Annotated in this window: 5 protein-coding genes and 7 pseudogenes; 9 read left to right on the forward strand and 3 right to left on the reverse strand. The window is 51.9% G+C overall.

Translation table 11 applies throughout. The features are described 5' to 3' along the window. The first annotated feature begins 358 nt into the window (after positions 1 to 358). The 5 genes and pseudogenes from KVH01_RS28530 to tnpC (KVH01_RS28550) all read left to right on the forward strand — a co-directional run. A complete protein-coding gene (locus KVH01_RS28530; RefSeq protein ID WP_217883703.1) occupies positions 359 to 6,982 on the forward strand; it encodes an invasin domain 3-containing protein in 6,624 nt (2,207 codons plus the stop codon). Between the two features lie 443 nt (positions 6,983 to 7,425). Beyond that, positions 7,426 to 8,795, forward strand: a pseudogene (locus KVH01_RS28535) (IS3 family transposase). Positions 8,796 to 8,871: 76 nt separating this feature from the next. After that, on the forward strand, positions 8,872 to 9,204 hold the full coding sequence (tnpA, locus tag KVH01_RS28540; RefSeq protein WP_225924415.1) for an IS66-like element accessory protein TnpA: 333 nt from the start codon (positions 8,872 to 8,874) through the stop codon (positions 9,202 to 9,204). Continuing rightward, complete coding sequence (gene tnpB / locus KVH01_RS30210; protein ID WP_017279403.1) at positions 9,201 to 9,536, forward strand: IS66 family insertion sequence element accessory protein TnpB; 336 nt, start codon at positions 9,201 to 9,203, stop codon at positions 9,534 to 9,536. Before tnpA ends, tnpB (KVH01_RS30210) begins: the two co-directional genes overlap by 4 nt. Positions 9,537 to 9,619: 83 nt before the next feature. Continuing rightward, positions 9,620 to 10,909 (forward strand): annotated as a pseudogene (gene tnpC / locus KVH01_RS28550) (IS66 family transposase); the annotation flags it as partial. 7 nt (positions 10,910 to 10,916) lie between these two features. Here tnpC (KVH01_RS28550) and KVH01_RS28555 read toward each other — a convergent pair. Beyond that, positions 10,917 to 11,338 (reverse strand): annotated as a pseudogene (locus KVH01_RS28555) (DDE-type integrase/transposase/recombinase); the annotation flags it as partial. A 319-nt stretch (positions 11,339 to 11,657) separates the two neighbouring features. On the opposite strand from KVH01_RS28555, the gene KVH01_RS28560 reads away from it, so the two are divergent. Further along, entirely contained in the window at positions 11,658 to 12,584 is a 927-nt protein-coding gene (locus KVH01_RS28560) for a hypothetical protein (protein WP_217883705.1), read from the forward strand. A 190-nt stretch (positions 12,585 to 12,774) separates the two neighbouring features. Here KVH01_RS28560 and KVH01_RS28565 read toward each other — a convergent pair. Next, positions 12,775 to 12,891, reverse strand: a pseudogene (locus KVH01_RS28565) (transposase domain-containing protein); the annotation flags it as partial. A gap of 37 nt (positions 12,892 to 12,928) precedes the next feature. Further along, positions 12,929 to 13,196 (reverse strand): annotated as a pseudogene (locus tag KVH01_RS28570) (IS630 family transposase); the annotation flags it as partial. 219 nt (positions 13,197 to 13,415) lie between these two features. Here KVH01_RS28570 and KVH01_RS28575 point away from each other — a divergent pair. The 3 genes and pseudogenes from KVH01_RS28575 (at position 13,416) to tnpC (KVH01_RS28585) (ending at position 16,636) form a co-directional block, all read left to right on the forward strand. Then, complete coding sequence (locus tag KVH01_RS28575) at positions 13,416 to 14,786, forward strand: OspG family effector kinase (RefSeq protein ID WP_217883706.1); 1,371 nt, start codon at positions 13,416 to 13,418, stop codon at positions 14,784 to 14,786. A 463-nt stretch (positions 14,787 to 15,249) separates the two neighbouring features. After that, positions 15,250 to 15,420, forward strand: a pseudogene (gene tnpB, locus KVH01_RS28580) (IS66 family insertion sequence element accessory protein TnpB); the annotation flags it as partial. Positions 15,421 to 15,438: 18 nt separating this feature from the next. Then, positions 15,439 to 16,636, forward strand: a pseudogene (gene tnpC, locus KVH01_RS28585) (IS66 family transposase). Positions 16,637 to 16,659: the final 23 nt, after the last annotated feature.

Raw genomic sequence — 16,659 nt, forward strand, 5'->3', positions numbered from 1 at the left:
GGTAATAATGCTTTCGCATTGCGTGGCCGATACGAGGAAGAAAGTATTGCCGGGTGAGATTCTTCAGATTTAACTAGCTAAGTGTCAGTCTAGTCTTTGTGTTGTTGGCAAATTGCAATATAAATTTTGAAAGCTTCCCCGTCCGTGCGGATTTAAACTTTGCGTGGCGCGATCATCTAGATGTCAATTATAGCGTTTTCCTGAGGTAATTGTATATGTCGAAGTTTTGAAGCTATATTTTGTGCGTGATTGGATTTCGTATTGATTGCTTTTGATTCGTTTGTTTGGTGGTGTGGTCATTGTGTCGAATTTTCTTTTTCTCCCTCGTTTGCGCTCGTTAGCGTGGATAAACGTTTGCATGCAATTTATTTTCATGTCGACGGTTGTTGTGCCTCCTGCAGTTGCCGAGAGCATTTACAGCATTCATGCCCCTAAAGCCTCTGTGAAACAGAAAGTTGCGCGCAGCCGGATTTACACTCTTCAGTCCGGTGAAACTGCGGTGTCCGTCGCCAAAGCATACAACATGTCCCTTGAAGCGTTGCGCCAGCTCAATCAATTCCGCCTGTTTGCTCATGGTTTTGATCATCTGCAAGCCGGAGAAGAATTGGATGTGCCACTGGCACCTCGGCCACTTCTGCCGTCCTTCGAAGGCGGGGGTAACGACTCGCAGGCGCAAAAAATGGCGGTTGAGGCGCAATCAAAAAAGCTTGCGGGGATCGCCTCCCAAGCGGGTACTTTGATGTCCAGTTCAACGAAAGGGGATGCTGTTGCCTCCATGACTCGTAGTGTGGTGGTTGGTGAAGTTGGTAACCAGTTGCAACAGTGGTTAGGCCGCTTCGGCACGGCTCGCGTGCAAGTGGATATAGATCGACACTTTTCGCCCAGAAATTATCAACTAGACTTTTTACATCCTTTTTATAATCAGGGTAACACTCTTACGTTTATGCAGGCGAGCGTGCACCGTACTAACGAGCGCACTCAGGGCAATCTTGGTATCGGGCGACGGCATTTCACTCCCGCCTACATGTTGGGGCAAAATTTCTTTATTGACTACGATATGTCCTACCGCAATGCTCGTTTAGGTTTGGGGGTTGAGTATTGGCGAGACTCGCTTAAGCTCAGCGCCAACGTTTACGAGCGTCTGACCGGATGGAGGAGCTCTCCTGATCTTGCCGACTACCGAGAGCGCCCGGCCAACGGATGGGATATCCGCGCCAAGGCGTGGTTTCCTTCCTTGCCGCAGTTGGGGGGGGGGCTGACGTATGAGCAATACTACGGGGGTGAGGTGGGGTTGTTTGGTTCGGACAATCGACAGCATAATCCGAGATCCATTACCGCCGGTGTAAACTACACTCCTATCCCGTTACTTACCTTTAATGTGAAGCGGCGACTGGGGCAGTCTGGAAGAAACGAAGCCCAGTTTGGCATGGATATCACTTATCGGCCCGGCGTAACGTGGAGCAAGCAGATTGATCCTAAGGCGATTACTGCGATGCGTAGTTTGGTGGGCAGTCGTTTTGATTTAGTTGATCGCAATAACAATATAGTGCTCGACTATCGCCATGAAAAAATCCTGAGCCTGTATACAGCCAGCTCAGTGACCGGGTTCTCAGGAGAGCATAAATCATTAGATGTTTCAGTAAGCAGCAAGTATGGGCTGGCCGCTGTCGAATGGTCGGTCTCCTCTCTGCGAGCCGCCGGCGGAAATATTGTAGATCAAGGGGGGGGGGCGTACAGTGTGGTGCTGCCGCCTTACCATGCTTTGCCGCAGGGTGTAAATACTTACACCATAAGTGGTGTGGCTGTGGACAGAAAGGGCAATCGATCACGCGCGCGCGAGACGCAAGTAACGGTACAGGCGCCGTTAGTCAATCTCCAGCACAGCACCTTCATTCCGGCGCAAAGTACAATAAAAGCGGACGGCAAGAGTAAGCGTGTGCTGACGCTGTCCATTAAGAATTCTCAGGCACAGCCATTGAGTATTCCTGTATCAGATATTAAATTTAATGTTTCACCGTTGAACGCTGCTACGATATCTGCTCCGGTGATTAAAAGTGCGGGTGTATATGAAGTGGTGGTGACGGCCGGGACGCGCAAAGGCTCGGTAACAGTGGTCCCTATGGCCGGCAATGTGAAGCTATCTTCAGCTATAGTGCAACTGACAATGCCTGCGCTTGATGCGACAAAGTCCACTCTGCAAGTTACTCCGGAAACGATTCCCGCGGATGGCAAGACGCACTCGATTCTGACTCTTTCTGCCATTAATGGTAATGGTTTGCCGGTCTCTGGGCTGGATGTCAGCCACATCGCGTGGAAAGTATCCCCGTCGGACGGTCTTGCTATCGCGTCAGGCAGTATTGTGGTCTCGGCGACCAAGGCCAGCACAGCCGGTATCTACAGCGCCGAACTTAGCGGAATGCGTGCAGGGAAGGTCTCTGTCATGCCTCAGTTGAACGGGACCAATGCTGCTGCTGTAGCTGCGACTGTCACCCTGACGGCATTGCCTCCGGCAGAGGCTCAATCGGAGTTGGTCGCAACACCGAGCAGCATCCCGGCCGATGGCGTTACGGCTTCTAGGCTTAAGCTGACTCTCAAAGATAGCCTCGGCCAAGCCATGAAAGGCCAGACCGTAGTATTTAGCACCACAGTCGGAACCGTTGGGTCCACGATTGATAACCATGACGGCACCTATAGTGCTGACTTGAAGTCGAGCATGGCCGGCGCAGCGAGTATTGGTGTGATGGTGGGTGGGGCGAGAATGGGTGGGTTGAACACGACTGTCACCCTGACGGCATTGCCTCCGGCAGAGGCTCAATCGGAGTTGGTCGCAACACCGAGCAGCATCCCGGCCGATGGCGTTACGGCTTCTAGGCTTAAGCTGACTCTCAAAGATAGCCTCGGCCAAGCCATGAAAGGCCAGACCGTAGTATTTAGCACCACAGTCGGAACCGTTGGGTCCACGATTGATAACCATGACGGCACCTATAGTGCTGACTTGAAGTCGAGCATGGCCGGCGCAGCGAGTATTGGTGTGATGGTGGGTGGGGCGAGAATGGGTGGGTTGAACACGACTGTCACCCTGACGGCATTGCCTCCGGCAGAGGCTCAATCGGAGTTGGTCGCAACACCGAGCAGCATCCCGGCCGATGGCGTTACGGCTTCTAGGCTTAAGCTGACTCTCAAAGATAGCCTCGGCCAAGCCATGAAAGGCCAGACCGTAGTATTTAGCACCACAGTCGGAACCGTTGGGTCCACGATTGATAACCATGACGGCACCTATAGTGCTGACTTGAAGTCGAGCATGGCCGGCGCAGCGAGTATTGGTGTGATGGTGGGTGGGGCGAGAATGGGTGGGTTGAACACGACTGTCACCCTGACGGCATTGCCTCCGGCAGAGGCTCAATCGGAGTTGGTCGCAACACCGAGCAGCATCCCGGCCGATGGCGTTACGGCTTCTAGGCTTAAGCTGACTCTCAAAGATAGCCTCGGCCAAGCCATGAAAGGCCAGACCGTAGTATTTAGCACCACAGTCGGAACCGTTGGGTCCACGATTGATAACCATGACGGCACCTATAGTGCTGACTTGAAGTCGAGCATGGCCGGCGCAGCGAGTATTGGTGTGATGGTGGGTGGGGCGAGAATGGGTGGGTTGAACACGACTGTCACCCTGACGGCATTGCCTCCGGCAGAGGCTCAATCGGAGTTGGTCGCAACACCGAGCAGCATCCCGGCCGATGGCGTTACGGCTTCTAGGCTTAAGCTGACTCTCAAAGATAGCCTCGGCCAAGCCATGAAAGGCCAGACCGTAGTATTTAGCACCACAGTCGGAACCGTTGGGTCCACGATTGATAACCATGACGGCACCTATAGTGCTGACTTGAAGTCGAGCATGGCCGGCGCAGCGAGTATTGGTGTGATGGTGGGTGGGGCGAGAATGGGTGGGTTGAACACGACTGTCACCCTGACGGCATTGCCTCCGGCAGAGGCTCAATCGGAGTTGGTCGCAACACCGAGCAGCATCCCGGCCGATGGCGTTACGGCTTCTAGGCTTAAGCTGACTCTCAAAGATAGCCTCGGCCAAGCCATGAAAGGCCAGACCGTAGTATTTAGCACCACAGTCGGAACCGTTGGGTCCACGATTGATAACCATGACGGCACCTATAGTGCTGACTTGAAGTCGAGCATGGCCGGCGCAGCGAGTATTGGTGTGATGGTGGGTGGGGCGAGAATGGGTGGGTTGAACACGACTGTCACCCTGACGGCATTGCCTCCGGCAGAGGCTCAATCGGAGTTGGTCGCAACACCGAGCAGCATCCCGGCCGATGGCGTTACGGCTTCTAGGCTTAAGCTGACTCTCAAAGATAGCCTCGGCCAAGCCATGAAAGGCCAGACCGTAGTATTTAGCACCACAGTCGGAACCGTTGGGTCCACGATTGATAACCATGACGGCACCTATAGTGCTGACTTGAAGTCGAGCATGGCCGGCGCAGCGAGTATTGGTGTGATGGTGGGTGGGGCGAGAATGGGTGGGTTGAACACGACTGTCACCCTGACGGCATTGCCTCCGGCAGAGGCTCAATCGGAGTTGGTCGCAACACCGAGCAGCATCCCGGCCGATGGCGTTACGGCTTCTAGGCTTAAGCTGACTCTCAAAGATAGCCTCGGCCAAGCCATGAAAGGCCAGACCGTAGTATTTAGCACCACAGTCGGAACCGTTGGGTCCACGATTGATAACCATGACGGCACCTATAGTGCTGACTTGAAGTCGAGCATGGCCGGCGCAGCGAGTATTGGTGTGATGGTGGGTGGGGCGAGAATGGGTGGGTTGAACACGACTGTCACCCTGACGGCATTGCCTCCGGCAGAGGCTCAATCGGAGTTGGTCGCAACACCGAGCAGCATCCCGGCCGATGGCGTTACGGCTTCTAGGCTTAAGCTGACTCTCAAAGATAGCCTCGGCCAAGCCATGAAAGGCCAGACCGTAGTATTTAGCACCACAGTCGGAACCGTTGGGTCCACGATTGATAACCATGACGGCACCTATAGTGCTGACTTGAAGTCGAGCATGGCCGGCGCAGCGAGTATTGGTGTGATGGTGGGTGGGGCGAGAATGGGTGGGTTGAACACGACTGTCACCCTGACGGCATTGCCTCCGGCAGAGGCTCAATCGGAGTTGGTCGCAACACCGAGCAGCATCCCGGCCGATGGCGTTACGGCTTCTAGGCTTAAGCTGACTCTCAAAGATAGCCTCGGCCAAGCCATGAAAGGCCAGACCGTAGTATTTAGCACCACAGTCGGAACCGTTGGGTCCACGATTGATAACCATGACGGCACCTATAGTGCTGACTTGAAGTCGAGCATGGCCGGCGCAGCGAGTATTGGTGTGATGGTGGGTGGGGCGAGAATGGGTGGGTTGAACACGACTGTCACCCTGACGGCATTGCCTCCGGCAGAGGCTCAATCGGAGTTGGTCGCAACACCGAGCAGCATCCCGGCCGATGGCGTTACGGCTTCTAGGCTTAAGCTGACTCTCAAAGATAGCCTCGGCCAAGCCATGAAAGGCCAGACCGTAGTATTTAGCACCACAGTCGGAACCGTTGGGTCCACGATTGATAACCAGGACGGCACCTACAGTGCTGACTTGAAGTCGAGCATGGCCGGCGCAGCGAGTATTGGTGTGATGGTGGGTGGGGCGAGAATGGGTGGGTTGAACACGACTGTCACCCTGACGGCAAAGCCGGTTGTCAGTAATGTGCAGATAGTTGGGACAGGGGAGGCGAATTCGTCATTGGGGGCAACATATAAATATGAAGGCAACGGCACCGGTACAGATGCTTCAAGATATCAGTGGAAGTTCGAGAACGATAATCACTGGATTGCGCCCGTAGCTGCGGCGGCAAAAAATATAAACTGGACGCCGGATTCCACTTATGCCGGTTACCAGGTCAGGTTAGAGATAACCCCTAAGGGGCAGAATCAGTCGCTTGAAGGCGATATAGCCTACAGTAATAGTATTACCATCTACGAAAAGCCGGTTGTCAGTAATGTGCAGGTAGTCGGGACCGGCGAGGCGAACTCGTCATTGGATGCAACATATACTTATGAAGGCAACGGCACCGGCACAGATGCTTCGAAGTATCAGTGGAAATATAAGAATGGTAATGACTGGATTGCGCCCGTAGCTGCAGCAGCAAAAAATATAAACTGGACGCCGGACTCCACTTATGCGGGTTATCAGGTCAGGTTAGAGATAACCCCTAAGGGGCAGAATCAGTCGCTTGAAGGCGATATGGTCTACAGTAATAGTATTACCATCTACAAAAAGCCGGTTGTCAGCAATATAAAGGTAGTTGGTACGGGCAATGCAAATTCACCATTAGGGGCAACATACAACTATGAAGGCAACGGCACCGGTACAGATGCGTCAAAGTATCAATGGAAGTATAAGAATGCTAACAGCTGGATAGCACCGGTAGCGGAAGCGGCAAAAAATTTAAACTGGACGCCTGATTCCAGTTATGCGGGCTATGAAGTCAGGTTGGAAATTACCCCAAAGGGGCAGTATCAGTCCCTCGAAGGTGATATAGCTTATAGTGATAGTATTTCCATCAAAGGAAAAAAAATACGCATAGTAGAATATAAGCATAGATGGGATGCGATCGCGTGGTTTCCTTCAAAAACCAGGTGGGCTTATTATCTGGGTGTGAAGGTGAAAGATGAACAGGGTAATGGCGTGTCAGGTGTGAAGATCTGTTCCGTTCTTGACGGTCAAGAGAGTTCTGGCTACACAGATAGCGATGGTGTGATGCCCGATCGAGCCTTTGGAGAAAGCGGTAATGGGACTCCTCAGTATAGCGTTTGGATTTGTAATGGGGTATCGGACAATGAAATGCCAGGTTTTGGCGATGATATGACGAAGGGAGGGCAGTGGTGGCAAGTTATTCCATCAACTCATATTTTCGGTGGATGGGTCGTATTTTGACTGGAAGGCTTGAGTGCTAAGTAATCAGAAAGTATCAAATGGAGGGGGCTGAAATTAATATTTCATATTTATAATCTCAGACAAAATTTAATGACTTGAAAGATAGCAGGGCTACTGGGCTTGGTGTGTGAGCGATTAATTACTCACGCGAGCAGCTCACATGAATATTGTAAGCGCACCGATTGTTATGCAAGTATCGCTTGTCTAGTCAATCTAAAGAGAGCGGCAACGATATCCGTCCGGTCAAGTCATTTACCTAGGTCCGCAAGGTCAAACATGGCGTGCACTACGGGGGCACCAGTTCTAGCCGTTTAACCAAGTACTTATATAAGTGGAGCGTAACCGTCCGGGCAACACACCTTCCTGACACCGTCGCTTGAGGCGATGGTGTCCACCTAAATTGAACTGACCCCCAAAGGTTGGACACAACCTTGGGGGGTGTCATGGGTAAGTACACAGAGCAAGCAAAACTCGCAGCCGTGCAGGACTATTGTTCCGGTAGCGCGGATTTGAGGGATGTTGCCCACCGTCACAATGTGGACTTTTCATCCCTTCGCCAGTGGGTCGCGGCCTATCAAGTGCATGGCGTTGCTGGACTTAAAGAGAAAACACTGCAGCGCTATAGCAACGACTTCAACTGTCTGTTTTGAAACGTATGCGTGAGGAACAGCTGTCCTATCGGCAGACGGCGGCCTTGTTCGACATCCGTAAGTTCGGCATCATCGGCGTCTGGGAACGCCGCTTTGATGAGGGCGGTTTTGATGCCCTTACCAAGCAGCCTAATAGAGCCGGACGTCCGAAAAAAATGCCGACCACCATTCCTCCTGTTCAACCCAGCTCAACCGATGATGAATCGCGCTCACGCGATGATTTGCTTGCCGAGGTGAAGCAGTTACGGATGGAAAACGACTACCAAAAAAAGCTCGATGCCTTGGTTCAGGAGAAGAAACGAGTAGCGCAGCAGAAAAAGCGCAAATCGTAATAGGACTGAGGCCGCTGCATTCTCTCGAAAGTTTGCTGAAATTTGCCGGTTTGGCACGCAGCACCTTTTACTATCAGCAAAAGGCGCTGCAAGCGGCTGATAAGTACGCAGAGCTGAAAGACAAGATTCGCTCGACGTTCGACGAGCACAAGGGCCGGTATGGCTATCGCCGCATAACGGCTGCTATACGGAGCGCTGGTCATCTCGCCAATCACAAGACTGTTCAGCGACTGATGGCGCAGCTTCAGCTCAAGAGCTTGGTGCGGGTGAAGAAATACAGGGCCTACAAGGGGGAGGTAGGCAAGGCAGCGCCTAATCTTTTGAAGCGTGTGTTCGAAGCTCCGTCACCCAATCAAAAGTGGGTAACCGACGTTACAGAGTTCAAAGTTGGAGGTCAGAAACTTTATCTGTCTCCCGTTTTGGATCTGTACAACGGCGAAATCATTTCCTACGAGGTTGCCAGAAGACCGCTGTTCGATATGGTCGGGAAGATGCTCAAAGGTGCATTCAAGCGGCTTCAGCCGCATGAGAAACCGGTTTTGCACTCAGACCAGGGCTGGCAGTATCGAATGCCCATTTACCTGCGGGCTCTCAAAAACGCTCCGTTACGCCGAGCATGTCGCGCAAGGGTAACTGCTATGACAACGCGACCATGGAGAGTTTCTTCGGCACACTGAAGTCCGAATTTTTTATCTGAACAAATTTAACGACCTGGATGAGCTTCACGCAGGCATCGACGAGTACATCCAGTATTACAATCACTCGCGTCTCAGACTGAAGCTAAACGGCCTGAGTCCTGTTGAATACAGAATTCAGGCCGCTCAGGCATAGATAGAAAATCGTCCAACTTTGTGGGGTCAGTTCAAATTAAATGGACACCATTTTTAGCCTTTTTAAGCGGACGCCTATGCCACAAGAACGCCGTTCCTATTCCAAGCCCTTCAAGGCCCAGGTCATCGCCGAATGCGCGCAGCCTGACACCTCGATCGCCAATGTCGCGTTGACCCACAATCTCAACGCCAACCTCGTCCATAAATGGATACGCGTGCATGCGCAGAAAAATCTGACACTTCAAACCGCCGTCATCCCGGTCAAGACATCGCCGCCGGTGCAGATGCATCAGGCCCTTCCTGCCACGATCCGAATCGAAGTGCCGCATTCAAAAGGCGTAGTCCTGGTGAGTTGGCCGGCAGAAAATGCAGCGGGGTGTTCTGCTTTCCTGCGAGACCTGCTGCGATGATCCGCATCGACTCCATCTGGCTCGCCACCGAGCCCATGGACATGCGCGCCGGCACTGAAACTGCGCTGGCGCGGGTCGTGGCGGTGTTCGGTGCGGCGAAGCCGCACTGTGCTTATCTGTTTGCCAACCGTCGTGCCAATCGCATGAAAGTGCTGGTGCATGATGGTTTGGGGATTTGGCTTGCAGCCCGGCGCTTGAATCAAGGGCGCTTCTTTTGGCCGGGCGTGCGGCACGGCTCTGAAGTCGAGTTGGATGCAGAGCAACTTCAAGCCTTGGTGCTCGGTTTACCTTGGCAACGCGTCGGTTCCGGAGGAGCCATCACGGTGCTCTAACTTGTCTGCCATGGCGCGCTTGCCAGCGCAATTGGCCCATCCGTCTATCGCCTCCACTAGCCCTCTCTGGCAAAATCGGTGGCATGACTTCGCATCCGTATCTCGATCAATTAAACCCTGAAGAACTGCGCGCCTTGGCGGCGCAGTTGATCCAGCGCGTCGAGACGATGGACAAGCAAATCACTCATCACAAGTCGGTCAACGAGAAACTGGCCCACGAGATCGCACTGCTCAAACGCTTCAAGTTTGCCAAGCGCAGCGAGCAGTTGAGCCCGAATCAAGCCAGCCTGCTCGACGCCTTGATCGATACGGATATCGCCGCTATCGAAGCCGAACTTGAGGCGCTGCAACCGGCACCTGTCGAAGCCAAAGTGCGCCAGCAACCCAAGCGCGCACCGCTGCCACCGTAGTTTCCTCGCACGCTGATCCATCACGAACCGGACAGCAGCCACTGCCAGTGCGGTTGCGCCCTCAAGCGCATCGGCGAGGATGTCAGCGAGAAGCTCGGCTACACGCCGGGCGTGTTCACAGTGGAGCGTCACATCCGTGGCAAGTGGGTCTGCGATCAGTGCGAAACCCTGATCCAGGCACCGGTTCCGGCGCAGGTCATCGACAAGGGCAGCCCGACCGCCGGCCTGCTGGCCCACATCATGGTGGCCAAGTTCGCCGACCATCTGCCGCTGTATCGCCAAGAGAAAATCTTCGGCCGCGCCGGGCTGCCCATCGCCCGTTCGACCTTGGTGCTGTGGGCGGGCGACTGCGGCGTGCAATTACAGCCGCTGGTTGATGCGTTGCGCGAAGCCGTGCTGACATACGGCGTTGTCCACGCTGACGAAACGCCGGTACAAATGCTGACACCTGGCGCGAAGAAAACTCATCGCGCTTACGTCTGGGCCTATGCCACCAGTCAGTTCTCCAACCTGGCGGCGGTCGTTTACGACTTCAGCCCGAGCCGCGCTGGCGAACATGCCCGAGCCTTCTTGGGCAGTTGGGACGGCAAGCTGGTCTGCGATGACTTTGCCGGCTACAAGGCAGGCTTTGAACTGGGCGTTACGGAGATCGGCTGCATGGCCCATGCCCGCCGGAAGTTCTTCGATTTGCACGCGACCAACAAGAGCCAGGTCGCCGAAAAAGCGCTGCACTACATCGCGGTCTTGTACGAAGTTGAGCGAGAAGTCCGAGAGCTGGAGCCGGGTGATCGGCAGCGAATACGGCAGGAAAAAGCAGCGCCAATCGCCGACGCACTTCATACCTGGATGATCGCCCAAAGACAGCTTGTGCCTGAGGGTTCGGCCATCGCCAAGGCGCTGGATTACAGCCTCAAACGCTGGGCAGCGCTGTCGCGCTACCTGGATGACGGGGCCGTCCCCATTTGAAGGGTCAACTAATCCCGGACACGACGTTAAGTTTTTCCTCGGCCCGCGCTGGTGCCAACCCCTCGTTGAATTGGTGAGGTCGAACCCAGTTGTAGCGATGCATTAAAAAATGGCTGATATTGCGCTGTGCCTCCTACACAGTTCGATAGCCCACGGTCGGTATCTATTCTGTCTTCAAGCTACGAAATACGCGCTCCATCGGTTCGTTATCCCAGAAGTTTCCTCGTCGACTCATGCTCTGGCGCATGCGGTATCGCCACAACCGCTGACGTAGGCTTGCTTGCGATCCTTGGTCCGATCCGAAGGCCTGCCATGTTGCTCGTAGGCCATATCCAACGCTTTGATCAACAGCTCAGCGTCTGGCTTTTCCGACAGCGCCCAACCCACGATCCGACGCGTACAAAGATCCAAGACGACAGTCAGGTAATCTGCCTTCCAGGGTCATGCAAGCTATAATGCGGCAGAGGTCGGGGCAAGCGTGGGCTCCGAAAGCCATTAGCCAGTGTTCACCGATAGATTTCAGTTACCACCAATTAACGGTTGGAGGCAGCGTTCGGTTTTTTAGGGATTCGGGACTGTCAGGCCTGCACCTGATGCTACCATCATACCATAGGTAGAATTGGCTGGGCCATTTCGGATTTTTTGGCTCTGGCGATGGAATCATAAGAACGACATTATTGTTTCTTATTTCATGGATGCAATCTTTGACCCCTTATATTAGCTGAAAGCTCAAGGCGGAGAAACGATGTTTAAAAGCAAAAGCCCGTTATCTAGGAAGCAGTTGAAAAAAACGATCGGAAAGCCAAAGCCTGCTGATCTAAATGAAAACTCAGAGGTTGTGAAGGCGTTATTGCGTAAAAATAGTAGCGCTCTTCAGAACCTCATTGCGTTAAGGGGGTGGGATGTGATGCCGAGGGATATAAAATTAGTTCATGCGGTCCACCTTGGCTTCCATATGGACTCACAGTTACTCAAGGAAAATGCGACCAAGTGCTTATCATCATGGGATGCGATAAGTGCGAGTGTCATTGATGTCAAGGATAGAAAAACAATCTTTTCGAAAAATCCAATTTCCGTATATAAAAAAGCATTTTTCAATCTTGTAGGCTCAAGCAGCGGAGCAATATTTACCCTTGAGTCCGACGCTGACGCCAAAACAATGAGTGAATATTATAGTTCGTCTGAAACAATAACTTATGGTGAGGTTGCGTTCGTTCTTGACGTATCTCCTTCCAATATAATTGGGACGTTCTCTCATGATGTTTGGTTTGATAATCATGTGGGCATACGAAAAATTCCAGATGAATTACAAAGCTTGCCTGTTAATAAAGGTGCGCTTGCGAACGCTATCTTCAAGGGTATTGCTAAAGACAATGATAAAGCTAAGCTTCCTAACGGGACATATCTTGAGATTCGATCATATCTCGACATTCTTGAGGGGCAAAGGCGAGAGGGTGCTGAACATAATGAAATAATTATCACCGGAAAAGAAGGGGTGTATATTCATCCAGGGCGTTCGCCGTCTAAGGCTATAACAGTTAAAGAGATTCTAATTTTACCTAGGGAGGAGGTTCAGTGGAAAAATGGCGCCCCGATACTAAATGAAGATCTACAAACTGCTCTTGATGCCGTAAAGTTTCATAATCCGGGCGTGCCCGTATCAATCATCTAGGATGCTCCGATTAACTTGCCGCGCATCGACGGTAAGTTGTAGTTTTCCCGACCCGCGGCACTATTTTACGAAAACTAACGAAACGTCGTATTTCAAGGTCGTTTTCGTTCGGTTCTCCGTATTAAACCCGCAACTCGCGCGCTCGGAGTGCGCTCCATAAACCCCACCTACCGCAGGGTAACGCCTTGGTTTATCGTGGCATTTCCGGTGAGCAGTTCCACGGTAGCAACGCTTCGTAGTCCTCGATCGACGAGGCATGCGGCAATCGGTCCAGTACGTGGCTCAGCCACGTATAGGGGTCTTGGCCAGGCGAATAGTTCGAGGAAAAGTGCATGAACACCGAAGGCGGCTGTCTTGTGGGTTGAGCTGTTGTACAAAATCACATGCAGATCCAATCCGGCCGGCGTGGTGCGGTCGGTCTGTTGCAGGAAAGCCAGAAACTCCCTGGCCCGATGACGCTGTGTAATCCGGCCAATCACCTGCCCCGTCATGATCGAAAGCCGCGCACAGACTGGCGGTTCCAAGACGCTTGTAATCGTGCGTGCGACATCCGATTTGACTTGGGCGCAGCGGTAAAATTGGCCAAGTGCGATCCAACTTCTCGTCCACCGACCACATCGACCACCTAATCGGCGAAATTGGGATCGCTGCTGAACACTATCTTAAGTTATCGTAGTATCCGCACTCGCTGCGAGAGATCAGACTGATATGTTGCATAGCCAGAGATTTGAAGCCTATGCAGGTACTTCAGTTCCTTTGCAACTAGGACTATTGTCACGCAGTAAGGCATCAAGCATTGGAAGATAGTGATAACTTAGAGAGGCAAAAGATATGAGGCAATTCAAAGAAACACAATCAGGTAAGCGAAAAGTAGTTTCGGCAACTGATTGCGACCAAGAGTCAGATGCTGGTTTGTCAGTGGATATGAATGTAAGGGCTGCTGTCGAAAGAATGTGGGGGCAGAGCGAGCAAGTAAATGCCGGCGAGAGGTATGGTGCGGATAGCACGAATGCAACTCTAAATTCAATAATGCCAACTTGGGCGGGCGCCTCAAAGCGTATGCTCTGTATTGATGGAAACACAAGAATGAACTATATGGTTATTTCTGCCGCCGCTGAAGTTGACTTTAATGTTGTCGTCGGCGGAGGGGGGGAGGGATTAGTGTATGCAGGAAAGGATGGCAAGAGTGTCTACAAAAAAATGCATGACATTAGCGAAGACGATGTGAAGGCGAAAAAAGGTATTGAATTCGTTTGGAGTGAGAAAAAAGGGCTGAATACTTTATATGGGGACGGTTTTTCAGAGGTAGTTATTGATGTGGAAAAGAATCTTTTATTCTTAAAAATAAAAAGAATTAACGGTATACCTATGTCAAATATGCGTTCAAATGAGGTGCGCGAAAAAAGCCAACTGCTTCGTCAAGCGTTAGATGAAATGGAAGAGAAAGGACTGGTTCATAACGATATGCAATTAAAAAACTTTATCTACTCCGCTGCAGATAATAAAGTTTTTCCTATTGATTTTACATTTAGTATAAGCGAGGCGGCAAAAATAAGGTTTCAAGAAACGAAAGATAGATTATTTCAAGATATATTCGAAGGCAAAAAAAACAATCTGAATAGTGGTAGCTTTTTTTCGGACCAGTCACCAGTGAGTATTGAAAAATATATGGCGCCATCAATATTGCCGAGCAATATACTAAACTATATTGAATGCACCAAAGCTTTTGATCACCAAATATCGGAGGGATGTTCTTATGAGATTACTTCATTTGATCTTGAGGCAAGCGAGGAGAATTTCGAGAATGTATTCGAAAATAGATTTGAACCTGAGGTTTGGACATTATTAAATAATGTAAGGCAGAAAAAAACTAGCCCGTACCATGCCTCCGATATATTAAGATATCAGTATGAAGTGATATCGAGGCGTAGTGGGTTTTATGGGCAATTTCCTAGACAGATTGTACTGGACTCTGTTGACAATGATGACACCATCAGGGTAACCCAGAATTTAAACGCCCAGGAACTAAAGGAGATTTTTCCTTACACCCCGGTTGGGAAGTTTGTCTTTCGGCTCATTGAGCATTACAAATTGTCATTTGAAAGCGTGTGCATGCAGGCCGGAAATCCATTTTGTACATATGTTATATTAATAAAACCTAACACTTCATCACACTCTTCCCTTAAGGATGGCCTGAAGTAGCCGCCTATGTTTTGGCGACCAAACCATGGGCGCTTTCAAGAAACGGCTGCCGTTCAAGATCGGTCAAATCTGTAATCAGGTCGTGTTTTTTGCTGCTGCGGGTTCCTCGTAGCAGCCCTTTTCCACGGTACGGGCACACCTCTACCATGCTGGCGAGCAAATATCGACGCGTCATCCCTATGGGGCTTTCTACAAAACGGTTACGCGCAAGGTTTTAAATCACTTTGATTTGGAGTTACAGCGCTGGGCACGTCAGAAATACAAACCACTGGCGGGCACAAGCGCCGCAGTGCTGACTGGCTCAAACGAAGGAAGAAGGCATGCCCATCGTTGTTCGTGCACTGGCATGTTTATGGAAGTAGAGATCGATTGGGCAACGGGAGCCGTAGGAGTTGAGAGGCTCACATACGGTTCTGCGAGAGGCTGAAGGTGGAAACTCCTACGGCCTACTTACCAGCGCAATGGTTTCTGCCTTTGGCTCAAGTGCCTGGAGACCGAACGTTTCAAAGCATCGCCCGAGGCCACCGAGGAGGCCATAGCGTTAAGTGTCCAGGAATTGAACTGGCTACTCGACGGTTTTGATCTGTGGCGCAACCGTCCCCATCAAGTTTTGACGCCGCGATTGGTCGCGTAGTTGGGTATAATACGGGCCATGATTTCCATGCTCGATCACCTCCCCGATGATCCAGATCTGCTCAAGCAAATGCTTGTGCAGATGCTCTGTGAGCGTCAAGTGGACAAAGACCAGATCGTTGACCTGAACCCGCAATTTATGCTGTTCAATGAGGCTGAAAGTGTCGCTGTCCCCGTCACGGATAAGACGGATGAGGAAACTGAAGTAGTTGCCCCGACCAAGCGCCGTGGAAAACGCAAACCACTGTCGGCTGGATTACCGCGCATCTAAATTATCCACGACCTGCCTGAACGTGGGCTGACCTGTACCTACGGTTGCCGTAAGCATGTCATTAGCGAAGAAACCCGCGAGCAACTCGATATCGTGCCGATGCAGGTCCGCGTGCTCAAACACGTGCGAAAAGTCTACGGCTGCCGTGGTTGCTAAACCGCCCGGTCACCGCTGACAAGCCGGCGCAGTTTATCGAAATAAGCATGGTCAGCCCAAGCGTGCTGGAGATGCTGCTGACTATCGATGGCCTGCCATTGCATCGTTTCGAAACGGTGCTGGGTCGGCATGACATCGACTTCCCCCTGCAAACGCTGGCGCGCTGGGTGATCTAATGCAGTGAGCATTTTCAGCCGCTGCTGAATCTGCGTGACCGGTTGCTGGAAAGCCCAATGATTCACTGCGATGAAACTCGTGCCCAGATACTAAAAGAACCGGACCGTGACCCGACCAGCCAATCCTGGATGTGGGTGCAGGTCAATGGGCCGCCTGATCGATAAGTTGTATTGTTCGACTACACTACCAGCCGTGCGCAGGAAGTACCGTTGCGTTCGCTGGAGGGCTATCGCGGCACTTGATGACCGATGATTATGTGGGTTACAACGCGTTGGCGTTGCAGCCCGGTGTCGTGCGTCTGGCCTGTATGGTTCATGCGCGACGTAAGTTCGTCGAGAGGCGCATAATGTACAGCCCAAGGGTTAGACCGGCCGCGCCGATATCGTGCTGGCAATGTTCAACAAGTTGTATGGCATCGAACGCGAATTCAAGGATGCCAGCGATGAACAGCGGTTTATCGGTCGGCAGGAAAGAAGCTAGCCGATCCTCAACCAGTTGAAAAGCTGGCTATTCGTGGCTGCGTCACTTACTGGAGCGATTGCCGCATGCCTCGTCGGTCGAGGGCTACGAAGCGTTGCTACCGTGGAACTGCTCGCCGGAAATGCCACGATAAACCAAGGCGTTACCTTGCGGTAG

Origin of the sequence: Pseudomonas khavaziana (assembly GCF_019145205.1) — a bacterium.
GTDB lineage: Bacteria > Pseudomonadota > Gammaproteobacteria > Pseudomonadales > Pseudomonadaceae > Aquipseudomonas > Aquipseudomonas khavaziana.

Bases quoted from the DNA above. Each gene is read 5' to 3' on its own strand.
- KVH01_RS28530 (WP_217883703.1), top strand. From the start codon at position 359: ATGCAATTTATTTTCATGTCGACGGTTGTTGTGCCTCCTGCAGTTGCC.
- tnpA (WP_225924415.1), top strand. From the start codon at position 8,872: ATGCCACAAGAACGCCGTTCCTATTCCAAGCCCTTCAAGGCCCAGGTC.
- tnpB (WP_017279403.1), top strand. From the start codon at position 9,201: ATGATCCGCATCGACTCCATCTGGCTCGCCACCGAGCCCATGGACATG.
- KVH01_RS28560 (WP_217883705.1), top strand. From the start codon at position 11,658: ATGTTTAAAAGCAAAAGCCCGTTATCTAGGAAGCAGTTGAAAAAAACG.
- KVH01_RS28575 (WP_217883706.1), top strand. From the start codon at position 13,416: ATGAGGCAATTCAAAGAAACACAATCAGGTAAGCGAAAAGTAGTTTCG.